At 36.8% G+C, this 20,267-nt stretch carries 15 protein-coding genes and 2 tRNA genes; 16 read left to right on the plus strand and 1 reads right to left on the minus strand.

Annotated features, from left to right (window positions below):
- Positions 1-30: 30 nt before the first annotated feature.
- The 6 genes from IGL17_RS05815 (at position 31) to IGL17_RS05840 (ending at position 3,023) form a co-directional block, all read left to right on the plus strand.
- Entirely contained in the window at positions 31-564 is a 534-nt protein-coding gene (locus IGL17_RS05815; protein ID WP_002357809.1) for a hypothetical protein, read from the plus strand.
- A 16-nt stretch (positions 565-580) separates the two neighbouring features.
- The gene (locus tag IGL17_RS05820; RefSeq protein WP_002357808.1) at positions 581-2,050 is read left to right on the plus strand and encodes a flotillin family protein; all 1,470 of its coding nucleotides are present in this window, start codon (positions 581-583) and stop codon (positions 2,048-2,050) included.
- A gap of 146 nt (positions 2,051-2,196) precedes the next feature.
- Complete coding sequence (locus tag IGL17_RS05825) at positions 2,197-2,430, plus strand: DUF2969 domain-containing protein (protein ID WP_002357806.1); 234 nt, start codon at positions 2,197-2,199, stop codon at positions 2,428-2,430.
- A 96-nt stretch (positions 2,431-2,526) separates the two neighbouring features.
- Positions 2,527-2,607 (plus strand) — tRNA-Tyr (locus tag IGL17_RS05830).
- A gap of 10 nt (positions 2,608-2,617) precedes the next feature.
- A tRNA-Gln gene (locus tag IGL17_RS05835) sits at positions 2,618-2,689 on the plus strand.
- A gap of 154 nt (positions 2,690-2,843) precedes the next feature.
- Positions 2,844-3,023, plus strand: a complete 180-nt coding sequence (locus IGL17_RS05840; protein ID WP_002357804.1) for a hypothetical protein — start codon at positions 2,844-2,846, stop codon at positions 3,021-3,023.
- A gap of 55 nt (positions 3,024-3,078) precedes the next feature.
- Here IGL17_RS05840 and IGL17_RS05845 read toward each other — a convergent pair whose 3' ends face one another.
- Positions 3,079-3,690, minus strand: coding sequence for a TetR/AcrR family transcriptional regulator (locus IGL17_RS05845; RefSeq protein ID WP_002357803.1), 612 nt, complete (start codon positions 3,688-3,690; stop codon positions 3,079-3,081).
- 175 nt (positions 3,691-3,865) lie between these two features.
- Between IGL17_RS05845 and IGL17_RS05850 the strand changes: the two genes are divergently transcribed.
- The 10 genes from IGL17_RS05850 to IGL17_RS05895 all read left to right on the plus strand — a co-directional run bounded on the left by IGL17_RS05850 (position 3,866) and on the right by IGL17_RS05895 (position 20,267).
- Complete coding sequence (locus IGL17_RS05850; protein WP_016617911.1) at positions 3,866-8,113, plus strand: 2-hydroxyacyl-CoA dehydratase; 4,248 nt, start codon at positions 3,866-3,868, stop codon at positions 8,111-8,113.
- 207 nt (positions 8,114-8,320) lie between these two features.
- Positions 8,321-9,028, plus strand: a complete 708-nt coding sequence (locus IGL17_RS05855) for a GntR family transcriptional regulator (protein ID WP_002357800.1) — start codon at positions 8,321-8,323, stop codon at positions 9,026-9,028.
- Positions 9,029-9,443: 415 nt separating this feature from the next.
- On the plus strand, positions 9,444-9,737 hold the full coding sequence (locus IGL17_RS05860) for a WXG100 family type VII secretion target (RefSeq protein WP_002357798.1): 294 nt from the start codon (positions 9,444-9,446) through the stop codon (positions 9,735-9,737).
- A 27-nt stretch (positions 9,738-9,764) separates the two neighbouring features.
- Positions 9,765-13,241 carry a type VII secretion protein EsaA gene (esaA, locus tag IGL17_RS05865; RefSeq protein ID WP_016617912.1) on the plus strand — a complete coding sequence of 1,159 codons (3,477 nt, stop codon included), beginning with the start codon at positions 9,765-9,767 and terminating at the stop codon, positions 13,239-13,241.
- 2 nt (positions 13,242-13,243) lie between these two features.
- A complete protein-coding gene (locus IGL17_RS05870; protein WP_010828747.1) occupies positions 13,244-13,741 on the plus strand; it encodes a hypothetical protein in 498 nt (165 codons plus the stop codon).
- A gap of 14 nt (positions 13,742-13,755) precedes the next feature.
- The gene (locus IGL17_RS05875) at positions 13,756-14,025 is read left to right on the plus strand and encodes an EsaB/YukD family protein (protein WP_010712367.1); all 270 of its coding nucleotides are present in this window, start codon (positions 13,756-13,758) and stop codon (positions 14,023-14,025) included.
- Positions 14,022-15,194: a type VII secretion protein EssB gene (essB, locus tag IGL17_RS05880; protein ID WP_002385952.1), complete on the plus strand. Its 1,173-nt coding sequence runs from the start codon at positions 14,022-14,024 to the stop codon at positions 15,192-15,194. Before IGL17_RS05875 ends, essB begins: the two co-directional genes overlap by 4 nt.
- The gene (essC, locus tag IGL17_RS05885; RefSeq protein WP_016617913.1) at positions 15,175-19,605 is read left to right on the plus strand and encodes a type VII secretion protein EssC; all 4,431 of its coding nucleotides are present in this window, start codon (positions 15,175-15,177) and stop codon (positions 19,603-19,605) included. Before essB ends, essC begins: the two co-directional genes overlap by 20 nt.
- Complete coding sequence (locus IGL17_RS05890) at positions 19,602-20,012, plus strand: DUF4176 domain-containing protein (protein ID WP_010712370.1); 411 nt, start codon at positions 19,602-19,604, stop codon at positions 20,010-20,012. Before essC ends, IGL17_RS05890 begins: the two co-directional genes overlap by 4 nt.
- A complete protein-coding gene (locus IGL17_RS05895; RefSeq protein WP_002394400.1) occupies positions 20,013-20,267 on the plus strand; it encodes a hypothetical protein in 255 nt (84 codons plus the stop codon).

The following is a 20,267-nucleotide window of genomic DNA, read 5'->3' on the forward strand; positions in this document are numbered from 1 at the left end:
CTATTACTAGGTTATAGCACAGAAAGGAGTGTGGGAAAAGTGTTAGAAGGTCTACCATTGGAAACGGTTTATTTTTATGCATTAGTGGGGAGCGCGGTCCTCGCTTTTTTACTAATTATTTTTGGGGATGTTTTTAATTTTGATGGACCGGTGGACCCAATGCTGATTATTCCATGGATTGCTTTTACCTCGCTGTTTGGGTACCTTGGGGAAGAATTAACAGCGGTGAATAGTTGGCTTATTTTAATTGTCAGTGGTATTCTTTCAACCATTATTGTTTTCTTCCTAAATTTTTATGTGTTGGTCCCTTTGAAAAATTCGGAGGCCACAATTTCTATTTCGGAAAAAGACATGGAGGGTCGTGTTGCTACTGTGATTACCCCAATTCCTGTCCGGGGAATGGGCGAGATTCAATTGAAGAGTGTCACAGGTTCGTTAAGTCGACCAGCAGCATTTTATGTGCCACAAGAAGTGGCTGCGCCAAGAGGTAGTGAGGTATTGATTATTGAATTGAAAGAACGGGTTTGTTATGTCATTCCTTACGAAGGCAGTCTAAAAATATAGAGTAGGAGAGAAGAAAATGGGGATTTTGTTACCGATTATTATTGCAGTTTTAGTATTATTAATGTTATTAATTGTGTTTGTTTCTAAATATCAGACAGCCAAACCTGATGAAGCGTTAATTATCAGCGGGAGCTATCTAGGGTCTAAAAATGTTCATGTAGACGAAGGTGGCAACAAAATTAAAATCGTCCGTGGCGGTGGTGCGTTTGTCTTACCAGTGTTCCAACGTTCAAATCGAATTAGTTTGCTTTCAAGCAAATTAGATGTTTCTACACCAGAAGTGTACACAGAACAAGGGGTTCCTGTGATGTGTGATGGGACATCAATCATTAAAATTGGTTCGTCAGTTGAAGAAATTGCGACAGCAGCGGAACAATTTTTAGGAAAAACAACGGAAGAATTAGAAAATGAAGCACGTGAAGTATTAGAAGGACATTTACGTTCGATTTTAGGCTCAATGACAGTGGAAGAAATTTACCAAAACCGTGATAAATTTAGCCAAAGTGTACAAGAAGTTGCTAGTGTTGACTTAGCTAAAATGGGCTTAGTTATTGTGTCGTTCACAATTAAAGAAGTTCGTGATAAAAATGGATACTTGGATTCATTAGGGAAACCAAGAATCGCTCAAGTTAAACGTGATGCAGATATTGCTGAAGCAGAAGCCTTGAAAGAAACTCGTATCAAAAAAGCGGAAGCTGAAAAAGAATCACAACAAGCGGAATTGCAACGTCAAACAGAAATTGCAGAAGCTTCAAAAGAAAAAGAATTGAAATTAGCGTTATACAAACAAGAACAAGACATTGCCAAAGCCAAAGCAGACCAAGCCTATAACTTGGAAAGCGCGCGTGCACAACAACACGTGGTGGAACAAGAAATGGAAGTCAAAGTCGTTGAACGTCAAAAACAAATTGAGTTAGAAGAAAAAGAAATTACGCGTCGTGAAAAACAATACGACTCAGAAGTGAAGAAAAAAGCCGATGCAGATCGTTATGCACGCGAACAAGAAGCTCTTGCTCAAAAAGCACGCGAAGTGGCAGAAGCCGAAGCAGAACGTTTCAAAGTTGAAGCATTAGCCGAAGCGGAAGCCAATAAAACGCGTTTAACAGGTCAAGCGCAAGCCGAAGCTATTTTAGCTCGTGGTGCAGCGGAAGCCGAAGCCAAACAAAAGATTGCTGATGCCTTCAAAGAATATGGTGAAGCAGCTGTGTTAAGTATGGTGATGGAAATGTTACCACAATTAATGAAAGAAGCAGCACAACCATTGGGCAACATCGACAAGATTTCAGTGGTAGATACAGGCGCAGGTGGCGAAAATTCTGGCGCCAACCGTATTACCAATTATGCAACAAACTTGTTGGCTGGTACACAAGAAACACTAAAAGAAACAACGGGCCTCGACGTGAAAGAGCTAATTGAAAACTTTTCTAAAAAAGGTACCTCAAATAGCGTGAACTATCATGCAACAGAAGGTTCAGAAAAAGAATAGAAATCAGCCTTTAAGGAGTAGCGAATCGCATTTCGTTACTCCTTAATGCTGCATTGAAACGTTAAACGAATAATCTGATAGAGAAATAGCGAGTGCTTGTTTTGTTTCAAAGATTCTGATAACATAGAGTTCTTGGAGGGATAGAGATGTCAAAAAAGAATAAAGATATTGAAGTACGTGTTGAAGAAGAAAAAGCCCAATACAATGGAGCGAACGTTTTAATGAACAAATTATTTATTGGTAAAAAAGAAATCGGTCGTGTCATTCCGCAAAATGATAAAAAATTCATCATTGAAATTGATGGCAAGCAAGAAGGTACAGCAAAAAATCTGGACGAAGCCTTTGAAACAATTATTCGTCAATGGAATTTAAGTGAATAAAAAATAAATAACAATTTTTTTTAAAAAAGGGTTGCTTTTTTCTGGAAAAGATTGTATTATAACTAAGTCAGGTCGTTACAGCGACAATGACTTTTTGGAGGAATAGCGAAGTGGCTAAACGCGACGGACTGTAAATCCGTTCCTTAGGGTTCAGTGGTTCGAATCCACTTTCCTCCATTTTCTTTTTTGGGGTATAGCCAAGCGGTAAGGCAACGGACTTTGACTCCGTCATGCGTTGGTTCGAATCCAGCTACCCCAGTTTTCAGAACATTTCTGGTAGAGAGATGTTCTTTTTTTGTATAATTATATAACAAAAATGAGGTAAGATTTTCCTCATGTACAGGCTAGAAAAGTTTTCATTTATATAAGAATATGCTAAAGTATTAAGAAAGAATAGTCTGGAGTTGATAAGAATGAACTTTAAAGAAAAAATTACAGAAATGGTTGAAAATGTTTACGATTTAGCACGCGATGGTAAGTATGATGTCAAAGTTGACTTAATTCCTCGTAAAAAAGGCAACATCAAAAGTGGTGTTAAAGTCACTTCTTCAAGAAATACAGCCCACAATATCAAATGGCGTTCAAAAAACTAACTCGTCTTTAACAGAAATACCGGAGCAGACAACATTATTGTCTACTCCGGTGTTTTTATTTTTCTAATTCGATGCCTAAGACAGTTAAATGCCCATTACCAACTAATTTGATAACTAATTGGGCTAAGTGGTTGGGTGTCATATCCGTCTCGCTAGTAATCCACCAATGAAGGGTACCGATGAAGATAGAGGTCATGTATTCAATAACAAAATCTATCGGTACATCAATATCATTTTCGGTAATACGCAACTGCGAAAAAATCGTCGCATATTTTTCTTCGATAATTTCAGCTAAGCGTTTTCGAAAGTGTTCGTTGAAATTATTGTCCATGATAGTTAAGAAGAAAGATTTGTTCTCTTGAATGTTGATGTAGAGTTGCGTCAGAAGTTCTTCAATGTGCTTCACGCGGACACGGTTGCCATTAACCAGTTGTTGCGAATCAAGAATAGCGGTAAAAGCACTAAGCGTAAAGGTGAAGATTGCATCATATAAATGCTGTTTGTCTTTAAAATGAGCATAAAAAGTCGCACGATTAATCATAGCTTCATCAGCAATATCCTGAATCGTCACCGCTTCGTAGCCTTTCGTTTCTACAAGTTTAAAAAAAGCTTCAATAATCATTTTTCTGGTTCGTTGTACTCTAAGGTCTGTTTTCTTTGCCATCATAAATTCCTTTCGAGATAGTCAACATTCGCGGAAACTTTGTTGTTTATCTCACAAAATAGGGTAAATTGCTTGTTGCAAATCATTTAGAACCTTTCTAAAATAGGTATATCTATTATAACAAACAGTTTGTATAATAATCAACAAACTGTTGGGAAATGAAGGGGTATTTTAATTGATGGTTATGAGAGCAGGGATTGATGTTGGGTCAACGACAGTAAAATTAGTATTTTTAAATAAACAAAATCAGCCTATTTTTACAAAATATGAACGCCATTTTTCAGATGTCAAAGCAGCAACGGAACGCATTTTAAAAGAAGGACTATCAAGGATCGGTGCAGACCAACCTTTGACAATGAGCATAACTGGCTCTGGTGGTATGGGGCTGGCTGAGGTATTAGGGATTCCCTTTGTTCAAGAGGTTATCGCGTGTACACGAACTGTTGAAACAATAATCCCAGAAACGGATGTTGCTATTGAACTTGGCGGAGAAGATGCAAAAATCACTTTTTTTGATGGTGCTTTAGAGCAACGAATGAATGGTAGTTGTGCAGGTGGGACAGGCGCCTTCATCGATCAAATGGCTGTTTTACTTAAAACGGATGCCAATGGAGTGAATGAATTGGCGAAGAATTATCAAACTATTTATCCGATTGCTTCCCGCTGTGGGGTTTTTGCCAAAACGGATGTTCAACCTTTAATCAATGAAGGAGCAGCGAAAGAAGATATCGCGGCGAGTATTTTTCAAGCGGTAGTTAATCAAACAATCGCCGGGTTAGCTGCTGGTCGCAAAATTAAAGGTAAAGTAGCATTTTTAGGGGGACCTTTATTTTTCATGTCAGAATTGAGAAAACGGTTTGTTGAAACCTTAGCAATTCAGCCAGAAGATGTTATTTTTCCAGAACAACCGCAACTGTTTGTAGCAATGGGAGCAGCACTTTATTCAGAAGATTCAGCCGAATGTACATTGGAAGAATTAATTCAGCGCTTAGTGAACAGCCAGGCTACTGATTTACAGCCGAGCGACACGTTACCACCGTTATTTAACAGCGCAGAAGATTTAGCAGATTTTCGAGAAAGACACGCGCAAGCCCAAGCAACGGAGAAACCTTTATCTCAACATACTGGCGTGGCCTTTTTAGGGATTGATGCAGGCTCAACAACGACAAAAGTCACATTGATTGATGAAGATGGTCATTTGTTGTTTTCTTTTTATGGTAATAACCAAGGGCAACCTTTAGAAACCACCATGACAGTACTGAAATCACTTTATCAACAACTGCCTGAAGAAGTTTTTATCGGAAAAGCGGCTGTTACAGGATATGGAGAACAGCTAATAAAAAATGCGTTAAAAGTCGATATTGGTGAAGTTGAAACGATGGCCCATTACAAAGCAGCCAACCATTTTCAGCCAGGTGTGGATTTTATTTTGGATATCGGAGGACAAGATATGAAAGCGATGACCATTAAAAATGGCGTGCTTTCCTCCATTCAATTAAATGAGGCTTGTTCTTCTGGGTGCGGTTCTTTTATTGAAACCTTTGCGCAATCCTTAAACTATAACGTGAAGGATTTTGCTTTGGCGGCTTTAGAATCGCAAGCGCCGGTTGATTTAGGTTCTCGGTGTACTGTTTTTATGAACTCAAAAGTGAAACAGGTTCAAAAAGAAGGGGCCTCTGTCGGCGATATTTCTGCTGGACTATCTTATTCAGTCATCAAAAATGCCATTTATAAAGTTATTAAGGTTCGCCGACCTGAAGAGTTGGGAGAAAAGATTGTCTGCCAGGGAGGAACATTTTACAATGAAGCGGTCTTGAGAGCTTTTGAAAAAATTAGCGGTCGTGAAGTGGTTCGTCCTTCTATTGCTGGTTTGATGGGGGCCTATGGGGCAGCGCTGATTGCTTTGGACGCTTATGAAATTGGGGAAGAAACCACGCTTCTTTCTTTAGAAGAGTTAGCGGCATTTACCTCTGAAAAGGAATTTACTCATTGCGGCTTGTGTGAAAACAATTGTCAATTAACGGTCACAGTGTTTTCAGATGGGCGCCAATTTATTACGGGAAATCGCTGTGAACGTGGTGCACGAATTAAAATTAAACGAGAAGAACGCAAAGTGAATTTGGTTGATTATAAGTACCGCAAGTTATTTAAGTACCGACCTTTGCGGGAAAATAAAGCGTTTCGTGGGCGCGTGGGTATCCCTAGAGTCCTAAACATGTATGAAAATTATCCTTTGTGGCATACATTTTTTACTGACTTAGGCTTTCGGGTCGAATTATCGCCACGTTCTAATAAACAAATCTATGAACAAGGCCTTGAAACGATTCCCAGTGATACAGTTTGTTACCCAGCGAAAATGGCGCATGGACATATTCAAGCATTAATTGATGCGCAAGTGCCAATCATCTTTTATCCTGGTGTCGTTTTTGAACAGCAAGAAACAGTGGAAGCTGATAATCATTTTAATTGTCCAATTGTGCAAAGCTACCCAGATGTTATTCGAAATAATGTGGATGCCATCAGAGAGGGCCAAGTGGATTATCGAAATCCCTATCTTAATTTAGCGAATGAAGCTGCAGTTGCCAAAGTTTTAGCTGAAAATTTTGCTGATTTAGGGATTTCCCTAGAAGAAATTCAAACAGCGCTGCATCATGGTTATCAAGAATTAGCAGCTTTTAAAAAAGAAATTCAAGAAAAAGGCGAAGAAACGTTAGCCATGTTAACCGAAAAAGGCCAGAGAGGAATTGTCTTATCGGGACGACCGTATCACTTGGATCCAGAAATTAATCACGGCATTGCCGAAGTCATTACACAGGAAGGATTCCATGTCTTGACAGAAGACAGTATCTCGCATCTTGGAGACGTGCAGAATTTACGTGTGGTGAATCAATGGGTCTATCATTCTCGCTTATATGCGGCGGCTAAAGTAGTGGCTAAGACGAAAAATTTAGAACTTGTCCAACTGAATTCCTTTGGTTGCGGCTTAGATGCTGTGACAACCGATCAAGTAGAAGAAATCATGGATCGGTCTGGCAAAATTTATACAGTCCTCAAAATCGATGAAGGCGCGAATTTGGGCGCAATTCGTATTCGGTTGCGCTCCTTGAAAGCGGCTGTCAATGAGCGGGAGAAGCAACAGTTTGTTCCGCATATGCAAATGGAAGAGCCAGAGAAAATAGTGTTTACAAAACAAATGAAAAAAACACATACTTTACTGTTACCAATGCTTAGCCCGATTCATCAATCTGGATTAGTCGATGTAGCATTACAAGCTTCTGGCTATCATGTCGTCTGTTTGCCTGCGCAAGACAAAGAAGCTGTGAATGTCGGGTTAAAATATGTCAATAATGATGCGTGTTACCCAGCAATTATTTCCATCGGACAACTAGTTGAAGCTTTGGAAAGTGGTCAATATGATTTGGATAATGTCAGTGTCTTAATGACGCAAACAGGGGGCGGTTGTCGCGCAACGAATTACATTCCATTATTACGAAAAGCCTTAAATGATGCTGGTTTTTCTCAAGTTCCTGTAGTTTCAGTTTCGATGGGCAATAAAGGAGTCGAATCCAATCCAGGATTTAAATTTACGTTGCCAATGATCAAACGCTTAGTAGTTGCCTTTTTATATGGTGACTTATTCGAACGAGTAGTTTATCGAACAAGACCTTATGAAACAGAAAAAGGAATGGTGGATCAACTGCACCAAGATTGGCTAAAAAGAGTGGAAGCCAATGTCCGGAATGGTTCGCTGACACAATTTAATCACTTCATGAAAAAAATTATTCGGACGTTTGATGAAATTCCTTTACAGGAGATAAAAAAACCAAAAGTCGGTGTGGTCGGGGAAATTTTAGTGAAATATTCGCCGACAGCGAATAATGATATTGTGCGTTTGCTAGAAGAAGAAGGTGCTGAAGCAGTTGTGCCAGATATTGTTGGCTTTATGAACTATTCTTTGTACAATCAAATTTGGAAATACGAAAATATGGGCATGTCAAAACAAAGCAAACGTTTAGCAGAATTTGCGATAAAAATCATTGAATTGGTAGAAAAACCAATGGATAAGGCATTGAGAAAATCTGTCCGTTTTGATGGTATTCATTCCATTTATGATATGGCAGCAGAAGCAAGTAAAATTTTATCAATTGGTAATCATACAGGTGAAGGTTGGTTTTTAACAGCTGAAATGATTGAGCTCTTAAAACATGAGGTGAATAACATCGTTTGTATGCAGCCGTTTGGGTGTTTACCAAACCATATTGTTGGAAAAGGGGTCGTGAAAGAGCTACGACGTCAATATCCGCAAGCAAACATTGCGGCGGTGGATTATGATCCAGGGGTATCTTTGGTTAATCAGTTGAACCGAATCCGTTTGATGATGGCCACAGCGAACAAGTTGTTGAAAGAAGAAAATGTAAAAAGATAATAACTAATAGCAATTCGTTTAAAAACATTTGGCTTGGTCACTTTTTACTGACTAAGCCAAATGTTTTTGTTATAAAAAGAAAGCATGCAACTAGACCAACTTTGATAAAAATTCCAATTCCTCTTTTATTTATCATTTTTTTGGTTGTTTACACGGTCTATACCAGTTATAATAGAAGAGGAGATGAACGAAGAGGAGGAAGCGTAAATGGTTCAAAATATACCAATTTATATTCAAATTCACGATAAAATCAAAGAAGATATTGAAAAAGGTGTCTGGAGTATCGGGGATCGTTTGCCCTCTGAGCGAGAATTAGCCTTGAAATTTGATGTTAGTCGAATGACCTTACGCCAAGCCATTCAGACTTTAGCAGACGAAGGGATTTTAGAACGAAAAATTGGTTCAGGAACGTATGTAGCACGTAAGAAAGTTCAAGAAACAATGACAGGTACCACTAGTTTTACAGAAATTACCTTGTCTCAAAATCGCGTCCCTTCTAGTCGGACGGTGTCTTATTTTGTAGCGAAACCTAGTTCTAGTGAGATGGAAAAATTACAACTAGGTCCAGAAGATTCAATTTTACGAATGGAAAGAATTCGTTTTGCGGATGACATTCCGATTTGTTTTGAGGTGGCGAGCATTCCTTATTCATTGGTCTCGCAATATGGCAAATCTGAAATCACGAACTCTTTTTATAAAACACTTGAAGCCAAATCTGGCCACAAAATTGGCCATTCTAACCAAACAATCTCTGCTGTTCAAGCATCGGAACAGATCGCAGAATATTTAGAGATTAAACGAGGCGATGCGATTCTGCGTGTGCGCCAAGTATCCTATTTTGAAAACGGACTACCTTTTGAATATGTTCGTACGCAGTATGCAGGAAGTCGATTTGAGTTTTATTTAGAGAAGTAGAGAAAAAGAATTAATAAAAGATAGGAAAACTTATCAATGTGATAAGTTTTCCTATCTTTTAATTTTTTTTGCTAAAGAAATAAATTGTTTTTTTAATAAAATGCATATTTACTTATTAATTTATCTGACATTAAAAAATAACGATTTAATGGAATTTATTTATTTTTTAAAATTTTATTTAAATATTTTTTGAATAATTTTTGTTTATCAGTTGTTTTTGTTTTTATTTTGATAAATATTGATTTTTATGGGTTTTTAATGTTGTTTTTAAGAGTTTTTATTTGTTTGTTTTATTGTTATATTTATTTTTATGCGAATACTTATATTTTAAAATAGTTGTTGACTATATTTTTTATATATAGTTATAATATTTGTACCGGGTAATAAAACTATAAAAAATGTGGAGGGATTACTTATGGCAGGATCAATTGCTGTAACACCAGAACAACTGAAATCACAAGCGAAAGTATATTCGCAAGCATCGTCTCAAATTCAAGATGCAATTCGTAAAGTGAATTCAATGAACCAACAAATTTCACAACAATGGAAAGGGCAAGCATTTCAAGCGTATCTGGAACAGTACAATCAATTGGAAGGTAATGTCAAACAGATGGAAGAATTATTGATTAGTATTAATCAACAATTAAACAAATATGCAGATACTGTCGCAGAACGTGACCGTCAAGATGCAGGATCATTTGGCTTTTAATTGATCAAAGATTGAAGCGCTAGCGCAATGAATTGCACTAGCGCTTTTTCTAAAGGAGAGAAGATAATGGAAGGGAAAATAAAAAAAGGTATCCCTTTTGCCTTAGCAATTGGAGCAACTTTCTTGTTATTACTTTTTTTCATTCATTTAGGGTTTAAAGATGAGAACGTGACTCGAAGTAGCAAAGATCAGACAACAAAGATGCAGTACGCATTAGTTAATGAAGATAAAGGCGCAAGTTTTGAAGGAAAACGTTATGCATTAGGTTCTGATTTTGTCACATTAATTAACAAAGATACAGCTAATCGATGGGAAACAACGACTCGGAATATCGCAACATCTGGGGTTGAAAATGGACAATTCGATGCCCAAATTATTATTCCGCAAGATTTTTCGGAGAAATTATTGTCACTACAAGCTGTTAGTCCAGAGCAGGCTTCTGTTGAATACCAAGTGCGAGACGGACAAAATGAATTGACCAATCAAGCAATTCAAGACAAAGTAAATACTATTTTGAAAGATTTTAACCAACGCGTAATTCAGATGTATTTTTCCAGTATTGTTGGAAATTTAGTTATCGCACAACAAAACGTTAACCAAATTACTGATACGCAGTTGCTATATCAAAATCAATTAGAAGAAACAATTCAGCAACCATTTAAAGAAATTCCCATGAATTATACGACAGTATTAAGTACGGCTAGTATTTTAGATGAGGACAATAAATTATTTACAACCGAGCAAGAAGCGTTTGTAAAATCAGTACAAACCTTACTAGAAAGCAATAATCAGAGCTTAGAATCAACTAGTAAGACAACGGAAGATACGAAAAAATCAGTGGGCGAGTATTCGAAAGAAGCAAATGAAAAAATAAAAAAATCGATTGCACAATTTAATGAACAGTTTGAGAGACAAAAACAAGAATTAACTAATCAATGGGAAAGTGACACGACAGTATACAAACAACAATTCGATCAACTAAATGGAACGGTAATCAATCAGTTTAGCTCCTTCTACACACCAAGTGAACAAGGAAGCTCAGGGATTTATGCTGACTTTTTATCAGAATCTAAATTATTTCAAGAAACACAAAGCAATCGCATTGGCGAACTACAAAAAGAAATCGCAGAACTACATATGCAAGTAGAACAATTAACTGCGTTAAAAAAGCAAATTGCGGCTACATATTATAATGATCTTGAAGCAACACCTGAGATAGCAACAGACACTCAAATTAAGCAAGCGATTATTCAGTTAATTACGAACGAAAAAGAAAATATACCTAACTTAGATAAAAATTATCAGGAAAGATTGGAAGAATCACTAAGTGAAATTTCTTTTGTAAGTTTAGAAAGACTCGTTAGTGAATTAGAAATGAATAATAGGATTTCAGTTGAACAAGGCAATCTTTTCCGTGATGAGTTACAAATTATTCAGCGATATGCAGAACAACATGAACTTGATTTCACCAATTCAAGCCGCTTTATGTATTTGGAACCTAAACAACTTCATGAAGATACTATAGCGATTCCACAAGAAAAAGTAACTTTTTCACTAGCGACAAATCAAGAGTCAGTTATTTCATTACGACAAACCAATACACAAAATGGCGAATTGTCATTTCTTTTAGATGATTCAAAAGTTCAAACAATTAAAACATCTTTGAATCAGCAGTTAGCAGGTGCAGGTTACAGCATTGATATTTCAGCAATTACCCCAACACAGCTAACAATTACCAAACCAGTCAAAATACAAGCTGAGATTCCTGAGAATGATGAAGTGGACGAAGAAAATACGCAAGAAGAGTTGGCAGAAGAATCCGAAGATGAATCTGAAAAAGTAACTGAGCCAGTAAATGATTTGCTCTCACTTCCAGAAAAACTTTCCTTAACGATTGACTTACCAATGGCTTGGCAACTGACACCAGAACAACAAAAAACAGCATTTAATCAGATTGATTATTCTTGGTGGGTAAATAATGAGCTTCAAAATGCACGTTCGTTTGCTGTGTATATTGCAATGGACCAACCATTAGTAACCGATATTTCTGAAATCATGAAGCAATTTCAACTTTTAGATACTGTATCACAACAAATTGTAACTTTATATGGTACGCCTAATCAAAGTCTATCTATTCAAGAGTATGCAGCAATGTTAACCGCTCCTGAAAATCAGGATAAAACAATTGAAGAGTTAGCAGGTGAGACATCCATTTACTGGATGTACGACAATATCACTGAAAACGAGCAAACCATGATGATTACAGATAAATTATTAGACGAATATAAAAAAACAGGAAATCAATTATATCGAGAAACAGATGAACAAATTAATCAATTAAAACAATTAATTGGTACTGAGACAGATCAAAATACAGACGGACGACCTACAACACTTTACGGAACATTAAATTTAATGACGGTCCCTGAAAAATTATTACGAGAAGCAGAGAAATTAAATACATGGTTTGATGAAGCAACAAAACAAGTCAATGCGACATATGCTACTTGGCAAGAAGCTGGAAAAGTGGGAGCTACTTCTGTAATTGATGAAAGAAATCCACATCCAGAAGAAAATCAAACCAGCACTTTAGATGTAGAAACAGAAAATTTAGTTAAAATGATGCAAACGTTAATGCAAACAACGAAAGAAACTAGTCTAACAACAGCTGATTCAGCAGCCAAAGTCAAAGATGTTGCCCCGATTATCAAAGAGTTGAAAGACTCAACAACCAAAGTTCAAGATCATGCGCAAAATATCTTAGCAAACTTAAATGATTCAATTGATGAGTCAAAGAAAACAACCAAAGAAAATGAAGAGTATGCCAAAACATTTGAAAAAGTATTGGCTAATACAAGAGACGGCGGTGCTGATAATCCACGGGTGTTTAATTTTCTTGCGAGCCCAATTCAAGGAGAAGGAATCTTTGGCGAAACACGACAAGTCTCTTTAATTCCCTATTACGCTACCCTGATTATTAGTATTCTAACATTCGTTATTGCACTAACTTTCCAAGGCTTTATGAAGAAAAGAATAGTTACTGTAGCGGATGCGTTGGTTGAACCAACCAGAGTTTGGCAAAATATACCAAATCTATTATTACTCTTGATTACGGTTATTTTGTTTGGGAGTGTCTTTTCACTTCTACTGGTGTTCAATGTATCTCAAATAAATCGATTCGCTTGGTTTAGCTATAGTTTCTTAGTATTTGCTAGCGGTGCACTTTTGGTTTGTGCTTGTTTGCGCCAATTTAAAAAACTTACTTTATATGTTTATGGAGCTATGCTGGGGTTATTTTTCATGTTGACACCTTTATTAGGCATTGCAACAAAGGTAGGCTCATTAAGCAATTGGCTCTATCGTTTATCGCCGCTTCAAAATATCCAAAATGGCTTTACTGCTTTAGTAAATGGCGTACAAATTAGTTGGGTTAGTTACCTTATTTTAATCGTTTTACTTGTTTTAGGTGTTGTCCTTAATTTGTTTGTACGACCGGAGGAATAGCCATGAGAAAATTAATAAAAATAGTGATTGTTTTAAGTGTTAATATGCTCTATTTGTCATTGTCATCAACAAAAACAAAAGCAGAAGAAGTAGGCACTTTAAAAATAAATAATCAAGTGATCTACCAAGACAATCAGCAGAAAAAAAACGTAGAAGTGAATTTCATTATTCCAGATTTGTTTTTGCCGATAAAAGCAGAGAGAGAAAAAGAAGTCAATCAAAGTAAAGCGAGGGTTGTCAACGAAGCAAAAAATGATGTATTTAGGACAGAACAGAATGCAAAAACATTAGCAGTTGATAAAAAGGTAAGGCCTTTTCTGTTCAAAGAGACGGCAACGGTCACTTCTCCTGAAAGCGTTGAATCTCTTGAGGTTCACCGAGAAATATCCATAAACTTTTGGTTGTACAGTGGTATTTTTTTAGGAAGTATAGTTATTTTATTCGTTGGTGTTTTTCTAGGAAACCGTTTTTCATATCATCGTGCACAAAGCGGAAATTAAGGAGTGAAAGAAACATGAACAAAAGAACATCGATTGGTATCGGCTTACATGTGTCGAATCAAATTATTGATTTGCAAATCCCTAATCAGGTATCAGTTGCACGTTTAAAAGAATTGTTACTCGAATCGTTTGAGCTGTTGCCAAACCGTTTGCCAGCATCATTTGAATTGGTTGTTTTGAATAAACCAATTCATTTAGCTGATAATCAATTAATTGCAGATTATCCATTAGGGAATGGCGACCAACTAGTAGTAAAAGAAATTATAAAGGAGACACATGGATGAGCGAGTTAAAGGATATTTCAGAGACAATCACGTTAGAAGCAACAAAAGAATATGTTCAAGTGACATTACAAGCAAATCAATATCAGTTAGAAAGACTAGAACAGTTTCAACAATTTTTAAAATCAAGTCGTGGATTTTTATCGGGAAAAATAATACAAGCAACGGAAGAAGCGTTAGTGATTCAATACCATAAGGATCAATATATGCAATCCATTTTACAAGCGATAAAAAAAATGGATCAATATGAGCGATTATTGTTAGCGCAAAGAGTTCATTATTTGGTTGATTTCTTAGGTACGCCGGTCCAACCCTTTATTCATCCAGAAAACATCTATATCTTGGGAGAAGAATTATTAATTGCTCATCGTGGTTTTATGCAGGTCATTGTGCCTTATTCAGCAGATGAAAGAGAATTTTTTAAACAATATCGAGCGCTGATTTTAGCAATCTTACATCCAAAGTATGAGTATGAACAATTGATTCAAGGGAATGGCACCCTGAAAGATACGCTATCTAAACAATTACAAGAGGCGAAAACAATCAATGAAATTGAGCAAATCATTGGTGAACAAATCATTCGTCAAAAAGCCAAGCGTGAAGCAGAAACCAAATTAGTGAGTAAAAAAAGTTATTTAACCTTTAAATGGGCCAGCTTAGTGTTATTGGCTTTAACGCTACTTTTTGCAACTACAACAGGGATTTATGTCTTAAAAAAATTACCAGCCCAAGAGCGAGTGAGTTTGGCAGAAGCGCAGTATATTTCTAATGACTATGCAAGTGTTACGAAAACATTAAAAGAAGATACACCAGAAGAATTACCGATAGGAGCTAAGTATGTTGCTGCTGTTAGTTCTGTCCAACTAGATAATTTATCAAATGAACAAAAAACAGCAATTTTAAATAATTTATCTCAAAAATCTAGTGAAAATACCTTACTTTATTGGATTTATATTGGCAAAGGAGACTTTGAAAAATCATTAGATATTGCCCAAAATTTAGGCGATAACCAATATATATTACATGCCTATACAAAATTATATGATGCAACCAAAGCCAATAACAAAATGAACGGCGAGAAAAAACAAGCATTGTTAACAAAATATGAAGAAGCAATTGATAAATACATGAAAATCTTGGGAGGAAAAACGGATGACAACGAAAATCAGTAAAAAATTGGTCTCTGTGAATGATCAAATTCATACATCTAGCATGATTTATTTTGACATTTTTTATTTTGGTCCCCAACTTCTTCACCGTCAAATTACGGCTAAAAACCCAAGTGTTTCAATCAATCAACAATTATTTTTTTACGAAAATGAAGAATTATTCTGTAATGGTGAAACCTTTGATTCTGCTGAAAATTTTTCTGTTTTTCCCCACGAAGAATTGATTACTGTCACCACCAATAAACCGCAGAAAGATTTTTTAATTGCCTCTGCCAAAAATGCTGCGATTTCATTAGAAACAGATGCCATCATCAATATTACACTAACATCAGAAACTGGGGAATATACAGCAACGATTTATCCCGGAGAAGATACGATTTACTACAATCATTATTTAGTTGAAAAAGGAAGCTATGCTTTTGGAGTCGGTGATCAATTAGTTGTCAATGGCTTAATCATTGAAGTTCGGGAAAAACAATTAAAGTTAACAAGTCTAGGAGCTACATATTCCCTGAATCCTTGGCAAATTGTAGAAGAGGAGGCTATTCCAGAATATCCTGTGGATTTCCCGTCATTTCGACGAAGTCCACGGATTCACTTGAAGGAGCCAAAAAAACAAATAGAAATTGCTGCCCCAAAAGCCAAGCAAACAGAAGGGAAAAATGAACTGTTACGGACGATTGTCCCACCTTTAGGAATGGTCGTTTTGAGTGGCGCAACAAGCTTTTTAAGTGGGGGCAATCCAATTATGATGCTTAGTATGGGCGGAGCGAGTTTATTGACGGCTGGTTTTTCAGTCTCTAGTTATTTCACCAATAAAAAAGAAACAAAGCAAAAGAATATCGAACGGACAAATAGTTACGAACAATATTTAATACAAGAGAAAGCTCGTTTAAGTATACTGCAACAAGAACAAAAAGAGGCCTTGGAATATATGAATCCTGCCATGAATGAATTAGCCTTAATGACAAAAGAGTATCATGCGCGGATATATGAACGCATGATGACTAATGAAGATTTTTTGACAGTTCGCTTAGGAGTTGGTGAAATTTCTTCAAGTTTTACGACAAATTATCAGTCAACGGAAGATGATTCACTAAGTCAAGAAGCTGAAGAACAATTAGTATGGCCATATAAGCAATTAGAAAAGGCGCCGATTGTTGTACCACTAATGGGACAAACCTTAGGATTGGCGGGAACACCTGCTGTTTTAAGGACAGCCATTCAAACGTTGTTATTTCAAGTGTCTGTTTTACATTCCTATCGTGACGTAGAGTTTATTACTTTAGTACCAGAGGAAGATTATCAGAAAGATTGGCATTCTTGGCGTTGGTTGCCACACGTCAAAATCCGCAGCCTGAATTTGCGTGGGATTGTTCACGATCCTCAAACAAGGGATATGGTTTTAAATTCTTTCTATCAAATGATTACGAAACGTCGACAACAAGTGCGCGAAGCCGGCAATGAAAAAGTTCACTTTCAACCACAGTACATTCTGTCGATTTTAGAGGAAAGTTGGTTGTCAGGGCATGGCTTAAATGAATTTTTAGCTGAAGATATGAGTCAATATGGTGTGACAGTTATTTGGGGAAAAGATGCTTTAAATATGTTACCAGAAACGACAACTACACTGATTGAGTATCAAAGTAGTGAAGCGGCGACTTTAATCAATCAAAATAATAAATATGTGAACCAAAACTTCGTTCCTAATCATTTACCGAGTGCATATCCGCTTGCTTATGCGATTCAGCGCTTGGCGAATTTGCAGCATGTGGAAGTGGAGAAGAATGCGGTGCCAGAAAGTCTGAGTTTACTTGAGCAATACGAAGTAACAAGGATTGAAGAATTAACTATCGATCAACGTTGGTTGAATGCGCAGCCAAATAAATCAATTCGTTCACTAATTGGCTGGCGTGGTAAATCAGATTATGTCTATTGGGACTTACACGAACGTTTGCATGGGCCTCATGCACTTGTTGGAGGGACCACAGGCTCCGGAAAATCAGAATTTTTAACAACTTATCTAATTGGCTTAGCGATTAATTTTTCTCCTGAAGATATCGGCATGTTGATTATTGATTGGAAAGGTGGCGGAATAGCCAATACATTAGATAAGCTACCGCATTTTATGGGCGCTATTACCAATTTAGACGGAGCCGGAACAGCTAGAGCCTTAGCCAGTATCAAAGCAGAATTGGATAAACGTCAACGAGAATTCGCCAAATATGGTGTGAATAATATCAACGGATATATGAGTTTATACAAACAACGACACGAACCGAAACCTGATATTATCTATCCTACTAAACCATTGCCTCATTTAATTTTGGTTTCTGATGAATTTGCGGAATTAAAAGCGAATGTTCCAGAATTTTTAGATGAGCTAACTTCGGTGGCGCGGATTGGCCGTTCATTGGGTGTTCATTTAATTTTGGCGACACAAAAACCAAGTGGTGTGGTAAATGATCAAATTGAAGCCAATAGTACCAGCAAAATTGCTTTGAAAATGGCTAGTGTCCAAGATTCTAATGAATTATTAAAAACACCAGATGCAGCTCAAATTACCAATCCTGGTCGGGGGTATTTAAAAGTTGGGGAAAATGAAGTTTATGAAATGTTCCAAAGTGGTTATGCGGGGGTTCCTTACGATCCTGACCAAGTGATGGAAGAAGTGGTGGATGAACGGCTATATCGGATCAATGATTTAGGCCAAACTGAATTGCTTTATGATCCAGGTGAAGAAGTGGTTCAAGGAAAAGATAAGAGCGACTTACCAACCCAATTGGAAGCTGTTATTACTACGATTGGTGAAATTTTTGAACAATCAACACTAACGATTCCAGATAAACCGTGGTTACCTAATCTTGAAGAAAAAATAGCAACACCAAATATTGGAAAATCGAATGATCGTAGCCTTAAAGTACCAATAGGCTTACTTGATATTCCTGCAAAGCAAGCTCAAGAAGTCTATGAATATGATTTGGAGAAGTCCAGCCATACAGCAATTTTTGCGAGTCCAGGATATGGGAAATCGACGATTTTACAAACGATAGCAATCAATCTTGCCCATAAGAATACCCCTGAGCAAGTACATTTTAATTTATTAGACTTTGGGAATAACGGGCTGCTTCCGTTGAAAGATTTGCCCCATGTGGCAGACATTGTGACGTTAGAAGAAGACGAAAAATTGCAAAAAATGTTGGATCGAGTTAGCCAATTACTAGCGCAAAGAAAGCAGCTATTTAAAGAAACTGGTGTAGCTAGTCTAATCCAGTATGAAGCGAAAACGCAGCAAAAATTACCAATTATTATTAATTTGCTAGATAGCTATGATGGTTTAAGTTTAGAAGATCAACGGAAAGACGGGATTGACGAGCTACTTTTACAACTCTTAAGAGATGGTGCTAGTCTTGGCGTTTACTTAATTTTTACTGCGAGCCGTTCTGGCAGTATTCGGATGAATATGATGAGTAATATCGCAACTAAAGTCGTTCTTTATTTAAATGACGAAAGTGAAATAGGTAGCTTGTTAGGTAGAGATGCTTTGATGGCTCAAGCAATCAGCGGACGTGGGCAAGTCATGTTGGATACGCCAACGGCGATTCAATTTTACTTGCCAGCAGAGGGTGAAAATAGTGCAGAATTATTAGAAAATTTAGAAACCAAAGTGGCTACGATGAATCATGACTGGGTGGGAATTCGTCCTGAAAGAATTCCAATGGTTCCTGAAAAATTATCACATGAACAATTCCAACAATTTGTACCAGAAAAAGAATTGAATCAGTTATATTTGGGATTAAACAAATTAAGTGCTGAACCAGAAACGTTACCCTTATTCCAAAGAAAAACGCTAGGTATTTTTCCAGAATCTACTAAACAATCCCAGCTAATCTTTCCATGGTTTATGCAGCAAATCAGTGAATTAACTGTCAATTATGAAGTTGTCTTGATTGATGTAGCGGGGAACTTAGAAGAATGGTCTGAAAAAGTATCCCTTTATATTCAACGAACACAAGTAGTACAACAGAACGTGGAATTGAAAGAAGCGTTAGAAGCAATGTTAATTGATGAAACGACACAACGAATTGTGATTATTAATGGCTTGGCAGACTTGGTCGATAAATTATCATTGGATATTGATAGTCTGGCTTATATAACAAATAGTCCTATCGGCAAACTACAGTTAATTTTATTAGATACTTCAGCAAAGCTTACATCTACTTACAGTAGTTTTATTTCGACAATCAAAGAAAATACAGAACAAGTTCTTTTCGGAGGTACATTGCAAAATCAATCATTTGTTGAAAATGTTCCTTATGATCAGCAAAATCTTCCTGTCCCTAAAAATGTGTTACATCGCTTAAAAGAAGAAGTATTAGATAAAATTGTTGTGCCAATGGAGGTGAACAAATGAGTGAAGATTTAACTACCCCTTTTTTACCATTGGGGAGTGTGTTGAAGTTAAAAGATACAACCAATGATACATTATATTATTTCATTGTTGCTCGAGCGATTGCCAAAAATGGTAACGGAGAAATTGTTTCTCGTTATAAAGTTGCACCACATCCTTTTGGGGATATACCAACACAAGAAGTCTTTTCAATTGAAGTAGAGCAAATTATAGAGGTTTTGTTTGAAGGTTTTTCTGATAAAACGGATGAAGAGTTTTTGGAAAATTTACTTTCACAAATGAACGGGAGTGCAGAATCGTTTCCAAAAGATTCTGAACCGGAGGTTGAAAAAAGTAGTGAACTAGAAAAAACGGAAATAGAAACAAATGGAGACCCATTTTATTATTTTAGAAAAGGAGGAGAGGACTAGATGGGAAAGATTGCCTCAAATCAAGGAGCCGCACAAGCGGCGGTTTCAGGGATTAGTAATGTATCGGTGAGTGGAGGCGCTAAATGTCAATTAGGAAAGAGTAATCTTTCTGGTATGAAAAAAGGTGCGCAAGTCAGTAATCAGCTTGTAGCCAACGTATCAAAGATGGTGGAATGTGTAAATAATCAAGCAAGTAAGTTTCCTAAATTAGCCGCAGTCATCGCAGCACGTGATAGCAGGACAAGATTTAAATAA

It is taken from the genome of Enterococcus sp. AZ088, assembly GCF_051714845.1.
Lineage (GTDB): Bacteria > Bacillota > Bacilli > Lactobacillales > Enterococcaceae > Enterococcus > Enterococcus faecalis.